The 24907-nt window shown below is 62.5% G+C and carries 24 protein-coding genes, 1 tRNA gene, 1 other RNA gene and 1 pseudogene; 15 read left to right on the forward strand and 12 right to left on the reverse strand.

What is annotated here, in order from left to right:
* Positions 1 to 36: 36 nt before the first annotated feature.
* Positions 37 to 942, reverse strand: coding sequence for a lipid A hydroxylase LpxO (lpxO, locus tag ABS769_RS03975; protein ID WP_210762770.1), 906 nt, complete (start codon positions 940 to 942; stop codon positions 37 to 39).
* A gap of 95 nt (positions 943 to 1037) precedes the next feature.
* Here lpxO and ABS769_RS03980 point away from each other — a divergent pair.
* A non-coding RNA gene (locus ABS769_RS03980) (sX9 sRNA) lies at positions 1038 to 1115 on the forward strand.
* Between the two features lie 172 nt (positions 1116 to 1287).
* Here the strand turns inward: ABS769_RS03980 and bioC are convergent.
* The 5 genes from bioC to bioB form a co-directional block, all read right to left on the reverse strand.
* Entirely contained in the window at positions 1288 to 2172 is an 885-nt protein-coding gene (gene bioC, locus ABS769_RS03985; RefSeq protein WP_104551520.1) for a malonyl-ACP O-methyltransferase BioC, read from the reverse strand.
* A 223-nt stretch (positions 2173 to 2395) separates the two neighbouring features.
* Positions 2396 to 3178 (reverse strand): SDR family oxidoreductase, encoded by a 783-nt coding sequence (locus ABS769_RS03990; protein ID WP_317060948.1) that lies wholly within the window; start codon positions 3176 to 3178, stop codon positions 2396 to 2398.
* A gap of 44 nt (positions 3179 to 3222) precedes the next feature.
* Positions 3223 to 3984, reverse strand: a complete 762-nt coding sequence (gene bioH, locus ABS769_RS03995) for a pimeloyl-ACP methyl ester esterase BioH (protein WP_317060949.1) — start codon at positions 3982 to 3984, stop codon at positions 3223 to 3225.
* A gap of 283 nt (positions 3985 to 4267) precedes the next feature.
* The gene (bioF, locus tag ABS769_RS04000; RefSeq protein ID WP_317060951.1) at positions 4268 to 5473 is read right to left on the reverse strand and encodes an 8-amino-7-oxononanoate synthase; all 1206 of its coding nucleotides are present in this window, start codon (positions 5471 to 5473) and stop codon (positions 4268 to 4270) included.
* 98 nt (positions 5474 to 5571) lie between these two features.
* Positions 5572 to 6606, reverse strand: coding sequence for a biotin synthase BioB (bioB, locus tag ABS769_RS04005; RefSeq protein ID WP_317060952.1), 1035 nt, complete (start codon positions 6604 to 6606; stop codon positions 5572 to 5574).
* A gap of 49 nt (positions 6607 to 6655) precedes the next feature.
* Here bioB and ABS769_RS04010 point away from each other — a divergent pair, with 49 nt between their 5' ends.
* Entirely contained in the window at positions 6656 to 7381 is a 726-nt protein-coding gene (locus ABS769_RS04010; protein ID WP_317060954.1) for a ComF family protein, read from the forward strand.
* 397 nt (positions 7382 to 7778) lie between these two features.
* Here the strand turns inward: ABS769_RS04010 and ubiA are convergent, their stop codons facing one another.
* Positions 7779 to 8684 (reverse strand): 4-hydroxybenzoate octaprenyltransferase, encoded by a 906-nt coding sequence (gene ubiA / locus ABS769_RS04015; RefSeq protein WP_317060955.1) that lies wholly within the window; start codon positions 8682 to 8684, stop codon positions 7779 to 7781.
* A gap of 230 nt (positions 8685 to 8914) precedes the next feature.
* On the opposite strand from ubiA, the gene ABS769_RS04020 reads away from it, so the two are divergent.
* The 5 genes and pseudogenes from ABS769_RS04020 to ABS769_RS04040 form a co-directional block, all read left to right on the forward strand.
* Positions 8915 to 8991 (forward strand) — tRNA-Arg (locus ABS769_RS04020).
* A 163-nt stretch (positions 8992 to 9154) separates the two neighbouring features.
* Positions 9155 to 10345 carry a tyrosine-type recombinase/integrase gene (locus ABS769_RS04025; protein ID WP_350498074.1) on the forward strand — a complete coding sequence of 397 codons (1191 nt, stop codon included), beginning with the start codon at positions 9155 to 9157 and terminating at the stop codon, positions 10343 to 10345.
* A gap of 582 nt (positions 10346 to 10927) precedes the next feature.
* Positions 10928 to 11200 (forward strand): helix-turn-helix transcriptional regulator, encoded by a 273-nt coding sequence (locus ABS769_RS04030; RefSeq protein WP_350498084.1) that lies wholly within the window; start codon positions 10928 to 10930, stop codon positions 11198 to 11200.
* Positions 11197 to 11394 carry a hypothetical protein gene (locus ABS769_RS04035; RefSeq protein ID WP_005912599.1) on the forward strand — a complete coding sequence of 66 codons (198 nt, stop codon included), beginning with the start codon at positions 11197 to 11199 and terminating at the stop codon, positions 11392 to 11394. Before ABS769_RS04030 ends, ABS769_RS04035 begins: the two co-directional genes overlap by 4 nt.
* A 7-nt stretch (positions 11395 to 11401) precedes the next feature.
* Positions 11402 to 11509: pseudogene (locus tag ABS769_RS04040) on the forward strand (ogr/Delta-like zinc finger family protein); the annotation flags it as partial.
* Positions 11510 to 11544: 35 nt separating this feature from the next.
* Here ABS769_RS04040 and ABS769_RS04045 read toward each other — a convergent pair.
* Positions 11545 to 11721 carry a hypothetical protein gene (locus tag ABS769_RS04045; protein ID WP_350498085.1) on the reverse strand — a complete coding sequence of 59 codons (177 nt, stop codon included), beginning with the start codon at positions 11719 to 11721 and terminating at the stop codon, positions 11545 to 11547.
* Between the two features lie 255 nt (positions 11722 to 11976).
* On the opposite strand from ABS769_RS04045, the gene ABS769_RS04050 reads away from it, so the two are divergent.
* The 6 genes from ABS769_RS04050 to ABS769_RS04075 all read left to right on the forward strand — a co-directional run bounded on the left by ABS769_RS04050 (position 11977) and on the right by ABS769_RS04075 (position 16596).
* Positions 11977 to 12186 (forward strand): hypothetical protein, encoded by a 210-nt coding sequence (locus tag ABS769_RS04050; RefSeq protein WP_350498075.1) that lies wholly within the window; start codon positions 11977 to 11979, stop codon positions 12184 to 12186.
* A complete protein-coding gene (locus tag ABS769_RS04055; RefSeq protein ID WP_350498076.1) occupies positions 12183 to 12398 on the forward strand; it encodes a hypothetical protein in 216 nt (71 codons plus the stop codon). Before ABS769_RS04050 ends, ABS769_RS04055 begins: the two co-directional genes overlap by 4 nt.
* A complete protein-coding gene (locus ABS769_RS04060) occupies positions 12395 to 13045 on the forward strand; it encodes a hypothetical protein (protein ID WP_350498077.1) in 651 nt (216 codons plus the stop codon). The genes ABS769_RS04055 and ABS769_RS04060 overlap by 4 nt, the downstream gene beginning before the upstream one ends.
* A complete protein-coding gene (locus tag ABS769_RS04065) occupies positions 13032 to 13868 on the forward strand; it encodes a toprim domain-containing protein (protein ID WP_350498078.1) in 837 nt (278 codons plus the stop codon). The genes ABS769_RS04060 and ABS769_RS04065 overlap by 14 nt, the downstream gene beginning before the upstream one ends.
* Before the next feature lie 62 nt (positions 13869 to 13930).
* Positions 13931 to 15769 (forward strand): DUF927 domain-containing protein, encoded by a 1839-nt coding sequence (locus ABS769_RS04070; protein ID WP_350498079.1) that lies wholly within the window; start codon positions 13931 to 13933, stop codon positions 15767 to 15769.
* An 89-nt stretch (positions 15770 to 15858) separates the two neighbouring features.
* The gene (locus ABS769_RS04075; protein WP_350498080.1) at positions 15859 to 16596 is read left to right on the forward strand and encodes a hypothetical protein; all 738 of its coding nucleotides are present in this window, start codon (positions 15859 to 15861) and stop codon (positions 16594 to 16596) included.
* Between the two features lie 49 nt (positions 16597 to 16645).
* On the opposite strand, the gene ABS769_RS04080 is transcribed toward ABS769_RS04075, so the two are convergent.
* The 3 genes from ABS769_RS04080 to ABS769_RS04090 form a co-directional block, all read right to left on the reverse strand.
* Positions 16646 to 17101 carry a hypothetical protein gene (locus tag ABS769_RS04080; RefSeq protein WP_350498081.1) on the reverse strand — a complete coding sequence of 152 codons (456 nt, stop codon included), beginning with the start codon at positions 17099 to 17101 and terminating at the stop codon, positions 16646 to 16648.
* Between the two features lie 100 nt (positions 17102 to 17201).
* Complete coding sequence (locus ABS769_RS04085; RefSeq protein ID WP_434801679.1) at positions 17202 to 20033, reverse strand: XVIPCD domain-containing protein; 2832 nt, start codon at positions 20031 to 20033, stop codon at positions 17202 to 17204.
* 42 nt (positions 20034 to 20075) lie between these two features.
* Entirely contained in the window at positions 20076 to 20738 is a 663-nt protein-coding gene (locus ABS769_RS04090; RefSeq protein ID WP_350498082.1) for an imm11 family protein, read from the reverse strand.
* A 1352-nt stretch (positions 20739 to 22090) separates the two neighbouring features.
* On the opposite strand from ABS769_RS04090, the gene ABS769_RS04095 reads away from it, so the two are divergent.
* Together ABS769_RS04095 and ABS769_RS04100 are read left to right on the forward strand one after the other, a co-directional pair.
* The gene (locus tag ABS769_RS04095) at positions 22091 to 22846 is read left to right on the forward strand and encodes a DUF5677 domain-containing protein (protein WP_350498083.1); all 756 of its coding nucleotides are present in this window, start codon (positions 22091 to 22093) and stop codon (positions 22844 to 22846) included.
* A 606-nt stretch (positions 22847 to 23452) separates the two neighbouring features.
* Entirely contained in the window at positions 23453 to 24661 is a 1209-nt protein-coding gene (locus ABS769_RS04100) for a tyrosine-type recombinase/integrase (RefSeq protein ID WP_317060957.1), read from the forward strand.
* On the opposite strand, the gene ABS769_RS04105 is transcribed toward ABS769_RS04100, so the two are convergent.
* On the reverse strand, positions 24621 to 24907 hold a 287-nt coding region (locus tag ABS769_RS04105; RefSeq protein WP_317060523.1), incomplete at its 5' end, for a transposase. The two genes, ABS769_RS04100 and ABS769_RS04105, sit on opposite strands and share 41 nt — an antisense overlap.

Consider the following 24907-nt stretch of genomic DNA (forward strand, 5'->3'; position numbering starts at 1 on the left):
CGCGTGCAAGCGCGCTCCTACGCGGGTGGTCTGGCGTTACAGCAACACGATGCCGACCACTACCAGCACGAAGATGCCCCACTTGAGGATCTGGTACAGCGGGTTGTTGCGTTCCTTCAGCGCCTTGGCTTTCAGGCGGCCAGCGTAAAAATAGCGGAACACGCGGTTGATGCCGCCGGTCTTGTCGCCTTCCTGATTGGGCGAGGCGCCGGCCGAGAGCAGGCTGCGGCCGACGAAGCGGTTCACCGCCGCCGCCCAGCGCCAGCGCATCGGGCGCTCGATATCGCAGAACAGGATGATGCGGTCCTGGTCGGTGTCGTTGCGCGCGTAGTGGATATAGGTCTCGTCGAACATGGTCCATTCGCCATCGCGCCAGCTGTGACGCTGGCCATCGACGTCGATGAAACAGCGATCGTCGTTAGGTGTGGCCAGGCCCAGATGCAGACGCATGGACCCGGCGAACGGGTCGCGGTGCGGGCGTAGTTCGCTGCCCGGCGGCAACTCGGCGAACATCGCCGCTTTCACCGTGGGGATGGACTTCAGCAAGGCGGTGGTCTGCGGGCACAGTTCGGACGCCGACGGGTGCGCGGTGCCGTACCACTTCAGATAGAAGCGCTTCCAGCCACGGCGAAAAAACGAGTTGAAGCCGATGTCGGTGTAGCCGTCGGCCGCGCGGATCTTCTGCATCTGCTGCAGGGCCACCGCTTCGTCGCGGATCAGCGACCAGTTGGCGCGCAACGGTGCCAGCTCCGGGAATTCCTTGCCGGGGTCGATGAAGGGTGTGGTCGGCACCCGCGAACACAGATACATCAGCGTGTTGATCGGTGCCATGAAGGTGGAATGGTCCAGCAGCTGCCGGCTGAGCCGGTGCCGCACGCGACCGCGGTAATGGATGTACAGCGCCGATGCGATGAACAGCGCGATGATGAGCCACTTCAACATGGAGAAGGCCAATTAGGGAGCGGGGGCCGCAAACGCAAGAGCGGGGATCAAAACGACGATGCAGCAGCCGGGCGCTGCCGGTGCTGGGAACCTGCATGTACTGCACACGTACATACCGGTTCCTCCGCGCCGTCTGCACGCACCTGACGGCTGCTTGCCACGTTTTGCCAGCCACTCTGGTTGGAGGCGTTGAACAAGGTGAGCCGTCACAGGAACATGCGGCCGTTAACGACTGAATTCTACCGGGTGTCGCCGCCGAGCCTGACAGGTCGGCATTGGCATCGGCCCAAGATTGTGTGTCTCACCGGCAGCAGCTGCATTGCGGCCAGCGATCTGTACCGCCGCTCAGTCGATGCGGCGGCGGATCGGGATCGAGGCCAACGGTACGCTGGCGATGTCGTGCCCTTGTTCGCGGATGGGCGCGCCCGGTGCCGGTGCCCAGGCGTGCGCGTAGATCACTTCCCAGGAGCTGGGCAAGGTGCCGTCCGGCCGCCGTAACGGCTCGTACGCGGCGCTGGCGGCGGCGAAGCGACCGCGTCCGGTCAGGGTGGCGCGGCGATCGCTGAGCGCGTTGGTGGCGCCCATCGCCCGCAGTTCGCGCATCAAGGCGGGCAGGTCGCTGTAGGTCAGCGTGAACAGGTCGCGGTCCAGCACCGGGTCGCGGAAGCCGGACATCAACAAGGCATCGCCGAACTGCGCGATCGGCGGGAAGCGGCTGACGTGCGGGGCCGGGTCGGCCTGGGCGAAGGCTTCGCGCAGTTCGATCAGCGTCTCCGGGCCGAAGGTGGAGCACAGCAACAGCCCGCCCGGGCGCAACGCGCGGCGGAAGCCGGCGAACACCGCCGGCAGGTCTTCCACCCATTGCAGGCACAGATTGCTGAAGATCACATCCACGCTGCCGTCGGCGACCGGGAGCGCGCGCGCATCGGCGCAGACCTGCGCGAACGGTTTCCACCAGCCCGCGGCCTTGCGCGCCTGGCGCAGCATCGGCATTGCCTGATCCAGTGCGATCACCTGCGCCTTGGGCCAGCGTTTCTTGATCGCGCCGCTGGCATGGCCGGGGCCGGCGCCGACATCCAGCACCACTTTGGGCAGCTGGTCGTCAAAGTAGTCGAGCGATTCGAGCAGGCGCGTTTCCGCTTCGCGCTGCAGTGCGGCGGCGGCGGCATAGCTGCTGGCGGCACGCGCGAAGGCGCGCCGGACGTGGCGGGGGTCGAAGGTACTGTTCATTGCGGCGCTATTGTCGCCGCTGCGCGCGGCGGAGGGAATCGATGTGTGGTGTGGTGTGGTGTGGCGTGGCAATCGGCATGGAGAGCTCTGCACTCGGTCGCTCTGCCAGCGACTGCGTGGCGACCGCAATGGACCGGCACTGTGTTTCGACACGCCGGGTCGTGGCCGAAAACAACCACAACCTCCGCGGCGGTCGTCACAACCTCCGCATGGCCAACGCGCTCTAGAACGTGCCCGGGTAGCTGCCGCCGTCGATCAGCAGGTTCTGCCCGGTGATGTAGCCGGCCTGCGCGCCGCACAGGAATGCGCAGGCCGCGCCGAATTCGTCCGGCTCGCCGAAGCGCCCGGCCGGAATGCCCGCGCGCTTGCGCTCGGCGACGTCCTCGGCGGTGCCGCCTTGCTGTTGCGCGATCGCAGCGAAGTTGCCGCGCAGCCGGTCGGTGGCGAACTGGCCGGGCAGCAGATTGTTGATGGTGACGTTATCGGCGACCGTGCTGCGCGCCAGCCCGGCGACGAAGCCGGTGAGGCCGGCACGTGCGCCGTTGGACAGGCCCAGGATGTCGATCGGCGCCTTCACTGCGCTGGAGGTGATGTTGACGATGCGGCCGAAGCGACGCGCGCGCATCGCATCGACGCTGGCGCGGATCAGTTCGATCGGCGCCAGCATGTTGGCATCCAGTGCGCGCAGCCAGTCCTCGCGCTCCCACTGCCGGAAATCGCCTGGCGGCTGGCCGCCGGCGTTGTTGATCAGGATGTCGACCTGCGGGCAGGCGGCAAGCGCATCGGTGCGCCCTTGCGGCGTGGCGATATCGGCCACCACGCTGCGCACCTCGCCGGCACCCGGCAGCGCGCGCAACGCATCGGCGGCCTGCGCCAAGGCATCGCGGCCGCGCGCGACGATCACCACGTTGACGCCTTCGCTGGCCAGTGCGCGTGCGCAGCCCAGCCCCAAGCCTTTGCTGGCGGCGCAGACCAGTGCCCAACGTCCGGCGATGCCCAAGTCCATGCGCTGCTCCCTCGATCAGTGAGTTGGCATGATCGGTGATCCGCTCACGGTACGGACGCAACGAAGCGTTGCAGCGCCTCGCTCACTTGATCGGCGTGGCCGAGAAACGGTGCGTGACCGCCGCCGGCGATGGTGAGCGCCTGCGCGTGCGGGGCCAACGCCGCGGCGGCGTGCATGCCGGCTGCCGGAACCAGGCGATCGCGTTGGCCGGCAATCCACAGGCTGGGGCGGGCCAAGTGCGGCAGCGCGCGGCGCAGGTCGGTGCGTTCCAGCAGGCGCAGGCCTTGTTGCAAGGCGTCGGCGGCCGGTTCGCCGCGCGCAACCAGCGTCTCGCGCAGACTGCGCAGCTCGGCGCGGGCATGCGCCGAGCCCAGCGTATCCAGCGCAAGAAAACGCTCCAGCGTGCCGCGATAATCGCGCGACAAGTCCTGGCCGAATTGCACGAAGACCTCGCGTTCGACCGCCTCCGGCCAATCGCTGCCACGCACGAACCGCGGCGTGGCCGCGATCATCGCCAGCCCGCGTACCTGCGGTTGGGTGGCGGCTGCATGCAGCGCGAACAAGCCGCCCAGCGACCAGCCGATCCACACCGCCGGCGGCGTGGCGGTGGCGATGTCGGCGACCACGTACGGCAGCGCCAATGGCGTGCTGTCGTCGCGGCTGAAACCGTGCCCGGGCAGATCCACCAGATGCAGTTGATAGTGCGGCGCCAGTCGCTCCACCAACGGCGCAAACACGCCGCCGTGCAGCGCCCAACCGTGCAGAAGAACCAGCGCAGGCCCGTGGCCGATGACATCGATATGCATGCGCGCATTGTCGCCGATCGGTACGGATCGGCGTGTACCGATCCGCGCGGGAGGAGCGGTGAGTCTTGAGTCAGTGCATGGCGCTTGCGCGTGGCGCGTTGACCCTGGACTCGAGCCAGTTCCGTTGCGTGCTCGCATGACCATGACCGCGCCAGCGCCACTGATCCAGCAAGTGTCAGCTGGGCGTGGACTGCGCTCGGCACTGCATTGGTCTGGTGGTCCATGCCACCCCGCGCACCGGCTGCGCTGTCCGGCGGCTGCGCAGTCGTTTCGATCGCCGTCCTCAGGCGGAGGCGCGCAGCTGTTGCCGGCTCACCACATCGCGTGCCTGCACAATGGCTTCGATCAACGCCTGCACCTGCTGTGGGGTGTGCAACGCAGACAGGGTGACGCGCAGGCGCGCCTTGCCTTCGGGCACGGTGGGCGGGCGGATCGCACCGATCAGAAAGCCGGCCTGTTCCAGCGCGGCAGACATCGCCATCACCGTGGCTTCTTCGCCGCACAGCAAGGGTTGGATCGGCGTATCCGAGGCCATCAGTTCGAACCCATGCCGACGTGCGCTATCGCGAAAACTGCCGATCAATTCGGTCAGGCGCGCACGCCGCCAGTCGTCGCGACGCGCCAGGCGCACGGCCGCCAGGGTCGCGGCGACCTGTGCCGGCGGCAATGCGGTGGTGTAGATGTAAGGGCGCGCGGTTTCGGCCAGATGGCGCACCAGCGCTTCTTCGCCAACGACGACCGCGCCATAGCCACCGAGCGCCTTGCCCAGGGTCACCAATTGCAGCGGCACTTCGGCCACGCCGAGTCCCGCATCGGCAACGCAGCCGCGTCCTTGCGGGCCGAGCACGCCCACGCCATGCGCATCGTCGACGTAGAACAGCGCTTCCTGCATGCGCGCGACCAGACTCAATGCACGCAGCGGCGCGATATCGCCATCCATGCTGAAAACGCCATCGCTGGCCAGCATCGCCGCGCCCTCGGGCGCGCCCTTGAGCTGACGCATCGCACCTTCCACATCCAGATGCGGATACCGCCGCAGCCGGCAGCCGGCCAGGCGCGTGGCATCGAGCAGGCTGGCGTGATTGAGCCGGTCCTGTACGCAGACATCGTCTTCTTCGCTGAGCAAGGCCTGCTGTACCGCCAGATTGGCGATGAAGCCGCTGCCGAACAACAGCGCCGAGGGATAGCCGAGCCAGTCGGCGATCTCGCGTTCGAGTGTTTCGTGCGCGGTGTGGTGGCCGCAGATCAGATGCGAGGCGGTGGCGCCGGCACCGTCGCGCGCGGCGGCGTCCTGCAGCGCGGCGACCACTTCGAACTGTTGCGACAGACCCAGATAGTCGTTGGAGCAAAAACCGGTCAGCCAGCGGCCATCGATTTCCAGACGCACGCCATCGCGGCGGCCCACCTGGCGCCGCACCCGGATCCGTTCCTGGGCCACACGCAACTTGCGTAGCGACGAAATCCGTTCGTGCAGATCGGGGCGGGCCATGGAGTCGTTCAACGGCTGGAAGGGCCGCTAGCGTAGCGTGCCCGGCTCAACGCGCCCAGCCGGCACCGACGACCGGTGCCGGCTGGGTGGAGCTGCGGTTACGCGGCGTGTTCGCAGGCCGCTTCGCGGGTGATGTCCGCATGCACGGTGCCGGGGTGGTCGTGGTCGGCGGCGTCCACGGTGATCTGCATCGGGCGCAGGCCCAGGCGCTGGAACAGGGCCTGGTCGCGTTCGGTGTCCGGGTTGCCGGTGGTCAGCAGTTTTTCGCCGTAGAAGATCGAGTTGGCGCCGGCCAGGAAACACAGCGCCTGCAGTTCGTCGCTCATCGCTTCGCGGCCTGCCGACAGCCGCACCATCGATTTGGGCATGGCGATGCGGGCGACCGCGATCATGCGCACGAACTCGAACGGGTCCAGTTGCTGGGTGCCATGCAACGGCGTGCCGGCGACCTGCACCAGCTGGTTGATCGGTACCGAATCCGGATGCGACGGCAGCGTGGCCAGCGCCAGCAGCAGGCCGACGCGGTGCTCGCGGGTTTCGCCCATGCCGACGATGCCGCCGCAGCAGGTCTTCAGGCCCACATCGCGCACGTGCTCCAGGGTGTTCAGGCGGTCCTGGTACTGGCGGGTGTGGATGATCGAGTCGTAGTAATCCGGCGCGGTGTCCAGATTGTGGTTGTAGTAGTCCAGCCCGGCGTCCTTGAGCGCGCGCGCCTGGCCGGCGTCGAGCATGCCGAGCGTGGCGCAGGTCTCCAGGCCCATCGCCTTGACCTCGCGGATCATCGCCGCAACCTTGGGGATATCGCGCTCCTTGGGCGAGCGCCAGGCCGCGCCCATGCAGAAGCGCGAGGCGCCGGCGGCCTTGGCTTGGCGCGCCTTGGCGACGACCTCTTCGGTCTCCATCAGCTTCTGCGCGGTCACGCCGGTGTCGTAGCGCTGTGCCTGCGGGCAGTAGGCGCAGTCTTCCGGGCAGCCGCCGGTCTTGACCGACAACAGCGTGGAGACCTGCACTTCCGCCGGATCGAAATGGGCGCGGTGCACGCTGGCGGCGCGGTGCAGCAGCTCCGGAAACGGCAGATCGAACAGCGCCTGCAGCTCTTTACGATCCCAGTCATGGCGTACGACAACAGACATCGGGGTTTCCTGACAGTCAGCGGCTTGGAAGGCAGGCAGTCTGGTGAGCATGCAAGAGGCTGTCAACTTCGATGGGGTGCGCTCGGTTTACAGGTGGCCGCAACGGGTGTTGCGGCTGCTGTTGCCGAGCGTGTGCCTGGTCTGTGCAGAGGCCGGCACTGCCGATTGCGATCTGTGCCCGGCATGTCGCGCCGCCCTGCCGGATCACGGCCACGCCTGCCTGTGTTGCGCGACGCAGTTATATGTTTCCGATGGAGCGCTGCGATGCGGACACTGCCTGCAGCACCCGCCACCGCTGCAGCGCGTGCATGCGTGCTTCACCTATCGCTGGCCGGTGGATGGCTTGCTGCGACGTTTCAAGTTTCATCAGGATCTACCGGCCGGGCGCTTGCTCAGTGAGTTGATGGCCAAGCGCTGTGCAGACTTGCCGCGCCCACAGGCGCTGGTGCCGGTGAGCCTGCATCGGCAGCGCCTGCGCCAGCGCGGCTACGACCAGGCGTTGGAGCTGGCCAAACCGATTGGCCGCGCGCTGCGGTTGCCCTGCCTGCCGTTATTGCGCCGCGTGCGGGCGACCGCACCGCAATCGGAGCTGGATGCGGACGAACGCCAACGCAATATGCGGGATGCGTTCGTGGCGCGCGGCGTGTTGCCAGCGCATGTGGCGCTGGTGGACGACGTGATGACGACCGGTGCCACGCTGCATGCGGCCGCGCAGGCCTTGCGCCGCGCGGGCGTGCAGCGGGTGGATGCGTGGGTGTGTGCGCGGGTGCCGTGAGGCTTGGTGGCTTGCGCCTTGTGGCTTGCACCATGAGGCTTCGCACGCACCCATTCCCGCCTGCATGGAAGTTTGACGGCGGCTGGTCAACAAGTTGCGAGCCCACCTAAGTCATGAAAACGACCTGCCGAAGCGACAGCGCGACCGGGGATTGGCAGAGAGCGGCACAGGGATGTGTCGCGGCGGCGAGTCAGACAGGATGTCTGACCGAGCCGAGGAGCCGATTCCCGGTCGCGCTGTCGCATCCCACCGAAGCCGGCACCTGACAAGTGGAACCATGCCGTACCCCCAAACCCCGCTCCGCGCCCCAGCCCGCGTTTCGGGGGCGCTTCAAGGCGCGCAAACAGTACCTTCTCGTCCCGGGCTTAACTCGCGACGCGATTGCCGCATCTGCCCGTCAGCGCAATGCCAGCGCCGCGGCGATGCCGACGAAGATCGCCAGGCCCACCCAGTTGTTATGCAGGAAAGCGCGGAAGCAGGGGCCGCGTTCGCGGTGGCGGGCGAGGCGGAACTCGTAGGCCACCAGCAGCGCTGCGATGCCGAGCCCGGCCCAGTAGGCGATGGTGAGACCGGCACGTAGGCCCACCAGCACTAGGGCTGCGAACATCAATGCATACAGCACGCCTTGTGCAACCAGATCGAACTTGCCGAACAGGATGGCGGTGGACTTGCTGCCCATGCGGATGTCGTCTTCGCGGTCGACCATGGCGTACCAGGTGTCGTATGCGGTGGCCCAGAGGATGTTGGCCGCGTAAAGCAGCCACGCCAGCAGCGGCACGCTGCCTTGCACCGCCGCGAAGGCCATCGGGATACCCCAGCCGAAGGCCATGCCCAGATAGACCTGGGGCAGGTGGGTGTGGCGCTTGAGGTAGGGATAGCTGGCGGCCAGGAACACGCCGGGCACGCTAAGCGCCACGGTCAACCAGTTGAGCGTGAGCACCAGCGCGAACGCCACCAGCATCAGCACCACGAATACCCACAGCGCCTCGCGCCCGGACACCGCGCCGGTGGCCAGCGGACGCGACTTGGTACGCTCCACATGCGGGTCCAGCCAGCGGTCGGCGTAGTCGTTGATCACGCAACCGGCCGAGCGGGTCAGCCAGACCCCGGCGGTGAACACGCACAGCGTCCATAACGGCGGCAGGCCATCAGCAGCCAGCCACAGCGCCCACCAGGTCGGCCAGAGCAGCAACAGGCTGCCGATCGGGCGATCGCCGCGGATCAACTTCCAGTACTGGCCCAGTCTTTGCGGCCAGGTTAGCGCGGCCGCAACGGGCACGTGTTCGACAGCATGCTTGCTCATGCCGCAAAGGGTAGCAGTGCGGCTTGGATGCGGTCATGCGCTGGCTGGTGGTCGAGCCACCTCGACGGATGCGCACCGGGCGTGGCGCGGCAATGAGCCAATGGTCTGGGCGAAGATGGGCTGGCATGGCCGCTGGCCGGGCAAGCGCCGCGTGCTCCGGGCGTTTTCCACTGGCTGGACCCCGCCAGGGCCGTCACCTGGGCGCCTGTTCTGGCATAATGCGCGGCCAGGCGCTCGTAGCTCAGCCGGATAGAGTAGTGGCTTCCGAAGCCATTGGTCGGGGGTTCGAATCCCTCCGGGCGCACCATCTAAACGTCTTACACCGTCTTATGAAGGCCGAATTTTCCTTTCAAATCAAGGATTTCGGCCTTTTTTGTGTCTGTTAGTGTCCTATGTGATCCACATCAATCCTAGTTCCAGAGGCGGTATCTTTGACGGTAACCCTCCTACCGCCAGTACCTGTTACCGCCATGTCGCTTACCGATACCTCCATACGCAAGACAAAGCCGACAGCTGCCGTGCAAAAGCTGCGCGACGGCGGCGGCCTCTACCTGCTGCTGCGGCCTGATGGTGCCAAGTGGTGGCGCTGGGATTACCGTCGCCCTGTGACAGGTAAGCGCAACACGCTGTCTCTGGGAACCTATCCAGATGTCAGCTTGGCAACGGCTCGCGAGCGACATGCTGCCGCGCGTAGATTGCTTGCAGACGGAGTCGATCCGGGCGAACAACGCAAAGCGCAAAAGGCAGCAACGCGGGAACGTTCGGAAAACACATTCGAAGCAGTCGCCGCCGAGCTGATTGCTGTCAGAGCGAAGAAGATGGCTGCTACATCGCTGGGGCGTCAGAACCGCCTCCTTTCGAAGGATCTAGGCCCATACATTGGGCGGATACCTGTAGATGGTGTGACCGCGCGCGATCTATTGGACGCAATCCGGAAGATTGAAGCGCGTGGTGCAAACGAGACTGCGCATCGCGCCAGAATGTTGGCGAGCCAAGTGTTCCGCTATGCAATCGCTACGGGCCGAGCAGTGCGTAATCCCGCTGAGGACCTGCGAGGCGCGCTCGTCCCTGTGGAGGTCGAGCACTTTGCCAGCGTCACTGATCCTGCGCATGTTGGTGGTTTGCTGCGTGCCATCCACGGGTACCAGGGCACGCCTGTTGTCGCTGCAGCACTGCGCCTGGCACCGATCGTGTTCGTGCGCCCTGGTGAGCTTCGACAAGCTCAATGGTCAGATATTGATCTTGTTGCTGCAGAGTGGCGTTTTACTGCAACCAAAACGGGGCAGCCTCACATCGTGCCGCTTTCGTCGCAGGCCGTCGCTGTGTTCCGCGATCTGCAGCCACTGACCGGCAGACTCGCGTACGTCTTTCCGAGCACGCGAGGCAAAGGGCGGCCGATGAGCGAGAACACCATCAACGCGGCGCTGCGGCGGCTGGGCTACGACTCAGACACGATGACAGGTCACGGCTTCCGAGCAATGGCGCGGACGGTCTTGGACGAGGTCTTGGGCTTCCGCCCTGACTACATCGAGCATCAACTTGCGCATGCCGTCCGAGATCCCAACGGACGCGCTTACAACCGCACTGCCCATCTGGTCGAGCGCCGGAAGATGATGCAAGCCTGGGCGGACTACTTGGACAGTCTCAGGGCATCTATCTAGCCGCTGTCTGCCCACTTTTATTTTCGGACTTGCCATTTTTCAGGGTAACCGCTGTAACGCGCGTAACGCCTCGGGAATAAAGCAATAAATTCAGTGCTTTGGAGGGTGGTGGCGGGCGTTCGGCTGCTGAGTAACGCCCTGTAACTCGTGTAGCAATCACCTCGCCTTGAGACGATGCCGGACGCACCCGGACGCCGGATCATGCCGTGCCTAGCGCGACGCAGGTCGGCGAGTTCAGCCGAGGTGATTCTCCGGCGAGCCTCTTCTCTGGCACCAATTTTCTTCTTCGCCAGCCCGTGCTTACGTCAGCAGACGCATGCGCCGCCCTGCGCTGCCAATTCCTTACTGCCGTTCGCCGGCTGTATAGCCGCACCTGCACGTCAGCGCCTTGCTCGCATCGTCTACGCGGGCCGGCAACGCCTGCCCGTCGTCCGCCAGATTCCGGCCGCGTCCAACAGAGTTTGTAAAAAAAGTTTTTACACAGCCAGTCGCGTGAACTCCGACGCGTCGGCTTTTAGTCTCTTGGCAAGCCCAAAACACATGGCAGTCGTTGACCGACAGGTCAAAGCGCCACCTCAAACAATGCTCGCTTCCCGAACAACACCCGCCGCCTCACCAGGCGCGCCGGCCAACGCGCCACGTGCCGATGCCGGCCGCAGCGAACGCTTCTTGCGTAAGCCCGAAGTGCTCAGCCGCACTGGCATCTCCCGATCCCACCTGTACTGGCTGATGGATCGCGGCCGGTTCCCCAAGTCCATCCCGCTCTCTCCCCGCGTCACGGTCTGGCTTGAGTCAGACGTTGATGCCTGGATCGCAGCCCAGATTCCCGCCACCCATCCGCGAGTACAGTCATGACCGACGACATCCACCTGACCATCTCCGGCAAGCGCTTCACACTGACGCGCGCCGAAGCCGAGTTCCTTGCCGAACACCTGCGCACCGCAATCGCGCAGCCGAATCTTGGCCTGCACTTTACCCATCACCGACCTGGTCGGATTGGCGAGATCGTATTGACGCGCGGCACTCCCACGATCTTGACCGATTGCTGAGGTGCCTATGACAACTCCCGCTCGCGCGTTTCTTCGCTGCCCGCACTGTGATGCTGCTGCCATTGTCCGGTCGAGCGTGTCCCACAACAGGTTGCTTCGTGAATCGATGCTTCAGTGTCGCAATGCGCTGTGCGGGCACACATTTACCGCCTACACCGAAATCGTTCGAACCATCTCCCCAAGCGCGTGCCCAAGCCCCGAAATCTGCCTGCCGATCAGCAGCGCAGCAGAGAAGGCCGCCTTCAAGGCGAAGTTGATCGAAAAGCAGCTGGTCGGGAAGAGTGCGTGATTTTCCGGTTGACAGTGCGCGGCCAGTGCGTGCAGCATTCCCACGTCGCCGCACATCGGCGACCGGGTTTGACAGCCCGAACCCAGAGGCGCACCAGCGCCCATCGAATGATGCCCGGCGCTTTTTTATTGCCCGCTGCATCGTCGCGGGCGACTGCTTGCCAGTTCTATGGCGGGCGGTGCGCGGAGGCCGCAAGGCCTGCCGGTCCTCTGGCCGGTCTGTCAACCGCGTACCGTCCGTCACCTCGTTTGACAGCGTGGTGGCGGATTCCAATCTTCCAGAGGAATTCCGCTATGTCTCACGACACCCTAGTTGCGCCTACGCGTTTCAGCGTTCGCATTGCCCATCATTTTGGCGAGATCGCCGACACCCTCGATTGGGATCACACCCGTTGGCTGGCGCTCGATGCGTGCCTGCAAGTCACTGGGAAGCAACCCGAAGCACTGACGCTGGCCGAGATCCAGCAGGCCATTGCCGCCGCCGCTCAGGAGGTTGCGCGATGATCGGTTCGCACTTTGATGCCTTGGTCGGTAACGACGATGCGGTGATGCACGACTTGTTCAGTGCGGCCCGTCAGCTGCTGCGCATCTACGAAATGCCAATGACCGCGCTGTTCCAGCTGGTCGAGGCGCTTGAGCGTCGCGCGGGTCCCATGGAAGACCTGTCGCTGGGCGAACTCTTGAGGATGGTCGGCAGCGTGGAGGTGACCCCATGACGCACGAGACCGTCGGACTGACTGGCGTACCGAACATGGGCGACGGCCAAGTGAGCGCCACGATTCTAGATGCGGTGCTTGATGCCGAGCGCGCAGAGAAGATCTTGCGTTTAGCGCACCGCATCGATCGCCTGCGTTGCAAGGCCGAAAAGCACCTGGCGACCGCACGCGCAGAGCTCGATGAAGCGCTGCAGGGCCATCCGCTTGAAAATCGGCTGCGGACGCGGTTTTTTGAACCTTTGGAACACGAGTGCACAGAGCTGGCCCGCGTTTTCAAGCGCGTGCAGTGCCGCCTGTCGCTGTTCACACCTGCCCAATCACAGAAGCAGTTCGAGGACTGCATGGCCTTGCAATTGGAGGACATCCAGGCCGAGCGAGCGGCCAGCGCTGCAGAGGCACCATGTGCGTCCACTGCGCCCGAATTGCCGTTCGGCTACTGGATGAGTGAGGACAGCTACAACCGGCTCAGGCGTGCGCGCTCTACCGCGCTGATGTTGAGCGGCATGGGCGATGGCATTGCCGAACGCATGGCCCTGTCGTTCGAGTCGATGGCCGCCAGCACGCTCTACATCCATGAGGATCTGGTGGCGGTGATGAAAGACGCCACGCATAGCACCGAGTTGGTGGCTGACGATGCGTCGTGCTGACGGTTTCGTGGTTGCCATGCAAGCGGCAGGCTTGCTGGTGGCGTCTGTTGTTGCCGATGGTCGTCTCCGGCGCGTACGGGCCGAAGGCGATGGCAGCGGGCAGCGCAGCGGCTGGTATGTCCTGCATGCCGGTCCGCCGCTAGCCGGCGCCTATGGCAACTGGAAAACCGGCGCGAGCGCGCAATGGTGTGACAGCGAGGGTGCCTCGCTATCGGCTGCGGAGTTGGCGGAGATCCGCGAGAAAGCGCGCCGCGCGCAGCGGCAACAGCAGGCCGAATGTGCACGGCGCCATGCAGCAGCACGCGACGCGGCATTGGCGCAATGGCGACAGGCGGATGCGGCCAGCGCGACGCATGCCTATCTGGTCGCCAAGGGCGTGGCGTCCTATGGACTACGGCAATCGCATGGGCATCTGTTGGTGCCCATGCGCGACGCCGAAGGGCACCTATGGAGCATGCAGACCATCGCGGCCGATGGAAGCAAGCGCTTCCTCGCAGGTGGTCGAAAGCGTGGGCTGTATTACGCCATCGGGCGAGAGGTCTCGGAGGTGGTGTGCATTGCCGAAGGCTATGCCACCGCTGCCAGTATCTATGAGGCGACGGGCTATCCAACTGCCGTGGCCTTCGACGCCGGCAACCTTGAACCCGTAGCGAGAGAGCTGCGCAATAAGTTCCCCGACGCCTTGATTGTGCTGTGTGCGGACGACGACGCGGCGACTGCGTTGTGCAAAGGCATCAATCCCGGTTTAGCCAACGCGGAGCGCGCAGCGCAAGCCGTTGGCGGCGTAGTCGCACTGCCGCCGCGTTCGTCCGATCACCCATAAGTGATCCCCGTGACCCTTAAACCCAAGGCGCAGTGCGCCGACGCGGCAATGGAGCCTCGTGCATGAGCAACACCATCAAATCCGTAGACTTCAACGATGCTGCCAAAGCGGTGGGCAAAAAGGCTGTGCGCAGTTCGATCGAGGCGGCCGTGCGCAAGGGCAGTGGGACTAACAAGGCGCGCGCCGATGGCGCTGCCGGAGCTAAGCCGCACTATCGCCTAAGCGATGCCGGTGTGTTTTACGTGGGCGTCAACGAGGACGGCGAACAGGCAGAGCCGCAATTCATTTGCTCGCCGCTGAAAGTCGAGGCCAAGACCCGCAATAGCCAAAGTGAGGAATGGGGCCGGCTGCTGAGTTGGACCGACGCCGATGGTCATCGCCACCAGTGGGCCGCGCCAGCCGAAATGCTGGTGGGCGACCCACGCGAGTTCGTCCGCCAATTGGCAGCCGGCGGTGTGGAGATGTCCGCGCACCGCAGCACGATGCAGCGGCTGCTTGCCTACATCATCCAAGAGCGCATCGACGCACGTGCCCGCAACGTGGCCGTGCCGGGCTGGCACGACAGCAGCTATGTGCTGCCTAGTGGTGAGAGCTACGGTGCCGGCGAGGAGTTGCTGGTCTACCAGCACAGCGGCGGCTTGCAGCATCACTACGCGGCGGTTGGCACGCTGGACGATTGGAAACGCGAAGTTGCAGCACGCTGCGCCGGCAATTCGCGGCTAGTGCTAGCGGTGGCGACGATGTTCGCCGGCCCGCTGCTGCGCTTCACTGGCGCCACGGGTGGCGGCTTCCACATCGTCGGTGGCAGCAGCAGCGGCAAGACCACCGCGCTACGCGTGGCCGCCAGCGTCGTAGGACCACCAGAGTATGCCCGCGAGTGGCGCAGCACCGCCAACGGGCTGGAAGGTGTGGCGGTGCTGCACAACGACGCGACGCTGATCTTGGACGAGCTGGCACAGATCGATCCGAAGCAGGCCGGCGATGCGGCGTATTTGCTTGCCAACGGTAACGGCAAGAGCCGCGCGAACCGTGCTGGCGATGCACGCGCGGCGGCACGCTGGCGCATCATGATCCTGTCGGCAGGCGAGGTGGGCTTGACCCAACACATGGCCGAGGCTGGCAAGCAAGCCAGGGCCGGGCAGGCCGTGCGCTTGGCGGATGTGCCAGCAGAGGCCGAGGCCGGCCACGGCGTCTTTGAGCGGCTCCACGATGCCGGCGACGGCGCTGCGCTATCGGCCCTACTCAAGGACGCGGCGGCGCGCTCCTACGGCTCGGCGTGGCCGCTGTGGATGGAATACCTGACGCGGCTGGACAGCCCCAAGCTCACCGCGCAGCTGCGCGAGGCGACAGACCGCTTCCTGGCAACGCACGTGCCGGACAACGCGTCGGGCGAGGTACGCCGCGTGGCGGAGCGCTTCGCTATCGTCGCCTTTGCCGGAGAGCTAGCCAGCACCTGCCGGCACCAGCTCACCGGCTGGCAGAAGGGCGAAGCAACCAAAGGCGTGGCGACCTGCTTCCAAGCCTGGCTGCAGCGCCGTGGCGGCTCCGGCAGTGCTGACACTGACGCGTTGATGTCGCGCATCCGCGCGTTCTTCGAAGCACATGGCGAGAGTCGCCTTGAGCGATTCCGCGCAGCGGACGGTCTTCCCGTGCGAGAGCGCGCCGGCTTCCGTCGCTTCGATGAGGTTGGCGTCACCGAATACATGGTGCTGCCCGAAGCTTTTCGCCGCGAATTGTGCGCCGGCCATGACGCGCGGCAAGCCGCGCGTGAGCTTATCGCCACTGGGTGGATCAAGCCCGCAGCCGATGGCAAACCCTCACAGGTCGTGCGCGTGCCCGGCATGGGCGCGGTGCGCCTGTACATCTTCGACTCGCGCAAGGTGCACGACGGCTCGTTGTGAGCTGCGTGCAGTGCGTGTCATCACCCCTGGCCGCTACGACGTCTCATCGCGTGTGGTTGCCGAGCTCTCAAACCAACAGGAATCATTGTATGAATAGCAAACAGGTTACATCCGGAGACGCAGCCAGCGACGCCGGCGAGGCATTGCCAAGCCCCGGTAGATTGGAACAAGTGCGTATGAAGTTCGAGGATGCATCGCAAGCTCTGCGTGATGGAGTGAGCAGGAAAAGCGCGATGAAGGAACGTGCTGCAACAATGGTACGTGCTCGCGACGCAGCTGAGGCTGAGGCGACGGCAGCGCGGCAGCAATGGAGCGCTCTATTGCGAGACGCCGATGGTGTACTGACGCGTGACGTTCAGAAGCTGCGCGCAGCCGAAAGCTCCGCGTTGACGCTGGTAGAGGAATACGTGGCGATGCAGCAAGAGATCCAATCGTTGCTCGCGGCGGTGGAGATTGAGGTTGCTGAGCTTGCGGAAACAAGTATCGACCTACACGATGCTGTCGTGAGGCATGCATCCGGTGAGGCCTTCTCGTTGATGATGGCGCAATCAGGCGACGCAATCGCTACTGCTTTCGTGCTCTTCAGGTGCGCCGAGAATGCTCGGGTGCTGGCTAGATCGCGGCTCTCTGATGACGAACTCCGCTCCATGTTCTTGCATCAACTGGGTGCCAATCTTGATGCGCACATGCAGGCCGCAGAAGACTCTGCCAAAGGCATCATCGGTGTTCCCGCGCTAGAACTCGGTGGCGTGGACATGGAGCTTGCGAGAAGTCCAGCGCGGCGTTCGCACCTGCGGCAAGAAATGGCGATGTCGAAGATCGCATGATGTGTTGCACCGTCCCTTGCTTACTGAGCAAGGGACGGTGCAGGCGCTGCTACATCGTGCGCTGTTGCGGAAGCTGCATATGCTGCTTCTCAACAGGCAGCAGCGAGCGCATGAAGTCGTTCCACTGGATGCTCTCTGCCTGACATCGCGCTTCTATTTTTTCAATTAACCAAGGCGAAAAGGCCATGGCTACGTTTACATAGGACACATAATTTGTCGACTCATCCAAGAACAACTTGAGCACTGCAAGCTCATCACTCGATGTGGCTACCGTCTGATAGTCGACCACGAACTCCCAGCCGTCGTCGCTATAACCTTCGATGTACGCAATTTGATCACCGTCGTCTGAAGTGAGTGCAGCGATTGTTTCAGGCTCATCACCGGTCGGTCCCTTCCACTCGTACGGCACATCTGGCGCCGCCATTATGCGGGCTTGTGACGCTTCAGCATTCTTGCGTCGTTCCTTAAGCTTCGCTTTTCGTTTTGCGTCGGATTTCTTCGCCATTATTTCTCCAAGCGTTAAGCGTGGTGCAGCCACTCAGATGGCGGGTGAGTGCCGTCATCGCCGCAGCCTCGCATTCTTTCCAATCAGAAAATCAACCCTGCTATGACATTCTCGGTCCTGTCCTGCTCGGGTCGTCCTGGGTGTGGTCACGCGCCTGTGCGAGCTCTTGCAGTCGCGTTTGCTCTTGCGTATCGCGTGCCTGGTTTGCTGCCAGATACTGTTGTTCGGGAGCTGCAGCCAGTGCCTCGCTGGTTGGCATGTGCGCGCGGTTGGCGTACGGATCCGGAGAGGCTCCAGGGCCACTGCGCATGACGAACATTGTCACGCCCCCTGGGAGCTTATCGGTCGGCATGTTTAAGGCAACGTCCACGTTGTCACCGGGTTTGAATCCTGCCTCCACAGCCATTTTGTAGGCGCTCGCAACCATGCGATCGCTGCGCTCATCCCACGCTTTGTTGGCGCTTTCATCGAGCCTTGCGATGGAAGAGCGTAGCTGCTCCACCAATGCAGCATCTTGCGGCTTCGGACCAGCGGCGCTCTGACGATTCACAGATGGCTGCTCGTCTTCACGAGGATCTTGCGATTCAACAGAACGCGCACCCATCTGCATTCCCGGTGTGGCGACCTGTGCTGTGGTCGTGCTCGTGGACGCTGCACGCCCTTGCACGTGGTCGTCATCCAGCGCGGACGAACGTCCCGGCGCTGTCTGCGACGGCGGCGCGCTGGGTACGGGGGTTTGCGTGGGCGGTGCTGCAGGCTGTTGCGTCTGAGGCGACTGCGCAGGGGGATTGGGCGAGGTGGCGTTGGCAGGGATGGCTTGCTGCCGTTCTGCCTGCGATATCTCTTCTGCCGTCGTAGTCGCCCTGATCTCCATGCGGTCGTCGTTCTGGCCAACCACCGTGGCGATTGAGCCATCTTTCTGCAGCTGCAGAAAGAAGGGCATCTGCTTGCCCGTGTCGCGTGCATGGTCTTGTGCAACTGCCGCCGTGGCGGCATCGATCTGGGCGTCAGTGCGCGTAATGCCAGCGCGGGCGTACATCCCGGCCACCTGGCTGTGCAAGTCGCTCTGCATCGGCGTGGGATTGCTGCGGGCGACCTCCGCCATCGACGCCATGTCTTGAAGACCTGCCTGTTGGCTCTGCCACGTGCGGTTCAATTCCTCACGTGTGTTGCCGGTGGCCGCATTGGTGCCATAGAGCATGCCGGGCGTGGTCCATTCGCCGCTGGCGTCGCGGGTATAGGAGTTACCGTCGGAAGCCTGTAAGGGCTGCGGCTGCGTGCGCGCGTTCGTGATGGCCTGCGGCACCGGCTCGCGATTGGTGAACTCATTCCAGCCGAACTGGTTGTAGGCGATCTGGTAGCGGGCCGCTGTTGCTTCCGGCGTATTGGCCGCGTTCTGCGCGATGATTGTCTGCGACTGTTGCTCCAAGCCACTCGCACGCTCCGCACTGACCGGCGCGTTACGCGTAATTGGTATCTTGCCGTCAATGTTTTCCCTGATTTCAAGCTGCCACCCGCCCGTCTGCGCATCGCGCACATAGTCGCGGCCCGTTTCAAACGGTTCGCGCGGCGGATGCGTTTCGTTCTTGGCATCCAGGCGGTATGGATCCTGTGGCTTTGGTGGATTTGCCAGCCCGAGTGAATAGGAGTCGTTAGCCGCGCGGTAATTCAGTTCGTCTGCAAGGCGGCCAGCGGCAACCAGCCGCGTTTCCTGATAGCCGCCGTTTGCCACCGGCGCGCTCACCGTGCGCGCCCAGGTGCCTTGGGGATCCTCCGGGTTGCGCGTCCACTCGTTGCCACTCCGGTCTGGCTGTGTGTAGATCTGGTTGACGTCCTGTTTCTCGGCCCAGCGTTCGCCAAGGTAGGCGCCCGCCACGCCGCCAACCAAGCCGGTCGCCAGCGCACCCGGCCCCGTCCACGATCCTGTGACGGCACCGTAGCCTGCACCAAGCAGGAAGCCGCCTGCGATGCCGCCTGCATTGCGACCGACGAAGTGCGTGGCTGCCGACGCGGCGCCGGTGTCGTTGCCTTGCGTACTTAGCTGGACAACGCGGTGGCCGGTCACGGCAAAGTCGTAGGCCATTAGCGCTACGCCGGCCGCACCCGCGACACGAGCACCAGAAAGCCCGCGCACTCCAGCAGCTTCTGCGGCAATACCTTCGCCCGCAACAATGCCACTTTCGCCTGGGACGCCGGGAATCCTCGGCCCAACCGGCGGCCGTGTGAGAACCGGGGGCATCTCCTGGGCGAAAGCGAGGCGCAGACGTGCTTCCACTGGCTCGGTAAGTGGCAAGCGTCCGGCTTGATTGGCATCGGCAATTGCTGTGCCAAGTGATTGCCGGCCACCCCATCTGTCACTAAGGGTTGACGATCCTGGCTGGTCGATGGCGTCTAACGCTAGCCTGACGTTGCCTTCTGACCGCGTGACTCCTGCCCAGCGCGACTCCGCTGCTGACATCTGGCCAATTTCGGCAATCTGGGCAGCGTGACTTTGCTGGTATCCGGGGAGATCGCCATGAAAGGCACGTATCCGCGCGTTCGCTTGCTGCGGCGTCATGCCTTGCGGCGTATTGCTTACGATGTCGCCATTGACCAGACCCACTTTGAGCGTGTCGGTCAGGCCATTGACTCTGGCGGCGATGCGTTGTGCTGCGGCCTGATCCCCGAGCAGCGTCGCTTGGCCGTCCGGAGAAATCTCTAGCCGTTCAAGGGCGGCCGCAAGCTCGTCAGTGTAGGCACCGAGTGGGCCACCAGGGTGAGGTGACAATCCCATCTGTGCTGCCAACGCCTTGTCGGCCGGCAGATTGAGAATATTGCGCGGGCCATGGAGATCGAACAAGCCGCGTTCTGACAAGACTTGTAATAACTCACTACGGGCATACGCAACTTGCTCGATGACGTGATGTCCCTGGAAAACAGGGGTGTCGGCCATGCTGGTGCTCCTGCGCGAAAATCCATGAAAGCGTCGGGGGAATCAAATTTCCGCAGCGTCTCGTATGCGAACACCGTCGAGGTTCGCAGCTATCAATGCATCGGCCAGAACACGGTCGCAGATAGCATCTATCCCAAGTCGTGGCTGCCGGAATACATGCGCACCGTCAACGATTTCTTCTTTGAAAACGATGCTTGCGCCACCCGCCACGCTGTAGAACTTGAGATCCTCACCAGTCTGGTGATCGCGCTCGTACTCGATCTTCACCCGTGACGCATCCTCATCGAGCGCGTCGAGTGAACGCACCACACCACACAGGTAGTACTGAGGACCGGCAGAACCATCGGCGAGCGTAAAATCACATGCAGAAAAAGCAAATCCGTGTGGGTCAATTGACTCAAAGACGTATTTCAAAGCTTCGGAAACAATCCATTTCCCCGCTAGTTTTTCGAAATCTCTTGGCATCCCACCTTGTCCGGGCACCTGGATCAGATGGGGTTTTTCTGGATATTGGTTTGGATCACCGTTTGGAGACTGAATCATGAAGGTTCCGGGAAGCCGGAGTTGCTTCTTGTTGGCGATCTCTAGGCCAGGCTGTTTACCATTTCCCCAGAAGCTTGGTTCAAGGACAAAGAATTTCCCCTTAGGAGGCCCGCTTGTAATTGTGACGGGAATCGCACTTTGCTCGTTCATCTGGGCTTCCATCGTGGATGCGGTTGCGCTGCACATTTAAGCTGGTTCCTTCTGCCGATGCCATTCTAGAATAAAAGATAGGCTTGTTGTCACTTCAGTGACGTCGCTTCTCCGAAGGACACATTGTCGCCTGGGTGATTCTTACTGCCTCGTAAGAGACAGTTTGGAATGTGTTTTTTTATAATTTACATTGGGCGCACATATTCCTCCAAAGAAGTTAGACAGGTTTTAATTTTTAAACGATTAATAAATTCCAGGCTAATGGGTGCAATATGATTATTGTAGATAATATTTCGAGCGTAGCTAAGTTATTGCTTGAGGCTGCCCAGTCGAGAGGTACTGTTGGATTTAGAAAGCTTCACGAAATCTTCGATGAGGGCGCTCGCAATAACGATGTATACGATACTTTAGAGGCCGCCAGCTGAGCGCTTTGCGATACGCGCACAGCTATCTATAGCGCAGTGCTGGCGAAAAATTCCGATGGTTGTCCTGGGAGTGGATTTTACGACATATTCAATAACGTTCACAGGAAAGAGTTCTTCGAAATCGCTGGTCATAACGATCTTCATAAATTAACGGATGAAGATCGGGCGGCAATAGCAGGGATCGAGCGTGAACGCGTCTACCAGCACGCTGAGGAAGATTGAACACCCTGTTCAACTTTGAGGTTGAGAGCAGGGACGTCTTTCCGAAGGTACTTGCGTTACCAGTGTTACGACTTGTTACCAGTAGTTGAACTCGTTGTGCGACCCGTAAGTGATTGATTTGGAGGGTGTTCGCGAAGCCGTTACAGGCGTTACCGATGTTACTGATAAAAGAAAGAGGTTAGAACTCAGGGCGGGCATCGGTGTGATTTTCGTAGCCCCTCATAGCCAAGTAGAGCAGCTGATCTTGTGGGCTAAGGCTTCTTCGAGGGATGCATGCGGCCCGTTACCAATGGTTGGCTACTGGCCCCTGATGCATAGCCATTTCGAAACACTGTAAGTATAGACGGGGGCTTGTTGGATGCTGTCGGACACTTTGTTTTAGCTTTTCCACGACTTCCGCTTTGCAGGCGTCTACTTGTAGCGCCAATTAGCTGTGAATGGTCCTGGATGTGCGGGGATTCGCAGGGGAAAGGTCACGCCTTCTACGCACTGGGTAGCTTGGCTGCGTATGCATTGAGCCTGTGTGCAGGTGTGCAGAAAAAGCGGCCTGTAAAGCTTGCAGGCGTGGCGGGGCGACGATTGCGCGCGGGCAAGGTTGAATGGCACAGTCCATTCGCACGGCGGGTAAAGCGTATGGAGGCGATGCTGCAACCGCCCGCGATTGGGGGGCACACCGCGATTACGGCACACTACCGCCTGATCGGTCGGAGCAATGGAATGACTCAGCTGCAGCGTCTCGTCGGGTTAGCCACTCAGCAGGTCTACGCAATGAGCGCGTTCATCGGGGAGATGCGCCCCCCCTTAAGTTCTCCGGGCAGGCCCCAATGCGCTTTGTTTCTCTCCCTCGCGGAACAGCACGAAGCTACGACGCTGCTGACGCAAGCAGGTCTATCGACCCACGCAGCAATTAATTTGCGGTCGATGCTGGAAGCGCTGGCCGATCTCCACCTGCTGGGTTTGGAAAGCGACCATGTGGCCCGTATGAGATACAAGCTGGTCAAAGGCGAGAAAAGCCTCTACACCCCGATGCTTGAGGCGGAGGATCTTCCCGAAGGCGATCGGGTAATGCTGCAGCAGCGCCTAGCGCAGTGCATGGAGCATTACACCCCGCTCCACGACAAGTTCGGTAAGAAAGAAAAGCGCTCCCAAGCCCAGGACTTCATCGCCGCAGGCCTGCGAGACCTGATCGCGCCATATGGTTTGCTTTGCAGCTTCGCGCACAACGACCTCGCGGCGTTGGCTTTTCGACACCAGGGGCAGCAAGGAATGACGCATCGCGCCCCTGCACTTTACGATCTCGCGTTCATGATCCTATCCCTCGCGAGCTACGTCCTGCTGAATGCGGCAGATGCAATCAAGGAGGTGGTCTATTTGCCGGAGGGCAGATTCGCTCATCACTATGCGATCTTGGAGCGGCTGCAAGCTGAAATCATGCTCTTGCGTCCGTTGCCTCACCGGGAAAGCGACCAATGAGAAGAAGAAAGCAGCTCATAGTCGGCTTGTGATGGCTTCGTGGCAGGGTTAAGAGTTTGCTCAGCGTACAGACCTTTGACAGGCAGTCGGGCACCCAGCTCACTTGATTGGTGTCGTTCCCTCCCGATGTTTCACCTCATGCACGTCTGCATACCTGTGGCCTGCCGGCGAAGCAGGCGACTGCTGTGTGGGTCGTCACACTTGATCTTCGCGCCCATCGCGTGGGCATCGGTCTGGTGCAGGGGCCTAGCGTCCTGTGCCGCTTCATGGCCCTTCTGATCTAGCAGTTCCCGACTTCACCAAGGCGCAGTTGTTGTGGTGCCGACTAACCTAGCGCCTGAGCGATGGCGGTAACTATGGCGGTAAACAAAACATCGAGTTATCCACAATGCTATCAGCAGCAATGGTTTCTGGGGATTATGTGGATCCCTCCGGGCGCACCAGATGAACCCTCCAGGGACATCCAAGAAAGTCCAAAACCCCCGAGAAATCGGGGGTTTTTTGTTGCCTGCCAGTCCTGCAAGGTCCACCCTAATCCATTGAAATCCAGGCTGATCGGGGGCATAGATGGGGGCACCAGCCCCCAGCACGGATATGGATGCCCCCATGCCCCTAAGTGACGCAGCAGTACGTAGTGCAAAGCCGGCCACCAAGCCCGTGAGACTGTTCGATGGTGGCGGCTTATACGTCGAGATCTCGCCGAAGGGTGCCAAGCTCTGGCGATGGAAGTATCGATTCGGCGGTAGGGAGAAACGCTTGGCACTGGGGGTCTACCCAGAGGTCAGCCTGGCGGAGGCGCGAGCGCAGCATTTGGAGGCACGGAAAATCCTTCGATCAGGCATCGATCCAGCTGAGAAGAGAAAGGTCGACCGGCTGGTTCGCGTTGATCGGTCTCAGCTCAGCTTTGCAGCTGTCGCTGCAGAGCTCCTGAACCTGCATGGCAAGAAGAACTCCGTCCTGACGATGAAGCGCAATGGCAGGATCGTCGAAAAGGACCTCAACCCTTATCTAGGGCATAGGCCTATCGCTGAGATCTCTGCGCCGGAGCTTCTAGCTGTCCTGCGTAAGATAGAAATGCGTGGCGCCATTGAGACAGCTCATCGCGCTCGGGGTATTGCCAGCATGGTGTTTCGATACGCCATCACCGTAGGCAAGGCTGAGCGTGACCCGGCTGCCGATCTTTTTGGCGCGCTAGAGACCCCGAAGGTGCAGAATTTCGCCAGCCTGACGGAGCCTGCTGCGGTGGCACCCCTGCTGAGGGCCTTGTGGGGGTACGAAGGAAGTCCTGTTGTACGCGCTGCCCTAAAGCTTGCGCCCCTGGTCTTCGCGAGGCCAGGCGAGCTGCGGACAGCCAAGTGGGCAGACGTCGATCTTGAAGCTGGCGAGTGGCGTTACGTCGCCACTAAGACAGGTGTTCCCCACATAGTTCCGCTTGCCTCCCAAACAGTTGAAATTCTTCGTGAGCTTCAGCCCGTCACTAGAAGCAGTGAGTTCGTATTCCCTAGTCTTCATGGGAAAGGAAGGCCTATGAGCGATAGCACCATCAATGCTGCCCTGAGACGGATGGGGTTTGACTCCAAGACGATGACCGGCCACGGGTTTCGTGCGATGGCTCGTACGATCCTGGATGAGGTGCTTGGCTTCCGTCCCGACTACATCGAACATCAGCTTGCGCATGCCGTGCGCGATCCCAACGGACGTGCGTATAACCGCACAGCTCATCTCATCGAACGCCGAAAGATGATGCAGGCATGGGCTGACTATCTAGGGCCTGTTAACACATCCGAAGCCAATCAACGACTAGGACGAAGCTGAGGAATCCAAGGAACATGACATCCAGCTTGTCGAAGCGCGAGAAAATCCGGCGGTAGCCTTTCAAGCGACGGAACAGTCTCTCCACTTCGTTGCGCCGCTTGTACATCTGCCGGTTGTACTCCCAAGGCTCGACCCGATTGGATTTCGGCGGGACCACCGGCACGAAGCCAAGATCGAGCGCTAACTGGCGGGTTTCGTTGCCTTCGTAAGCACGGTCCATCAACAAATGAATCGGCCGCTCCACTG

The sequence above is a fragment of the Xanthomonas hortorum genome, assembly GCF_040279205.1.
Classification (GTDB): domain Bacteria; phylum Pseudomonadota; class Gammaproteobacteria; order Xanthomonadales; family Xanthomonadaceae; genus Xanthomonas; species Xanthomonas hortorum_F.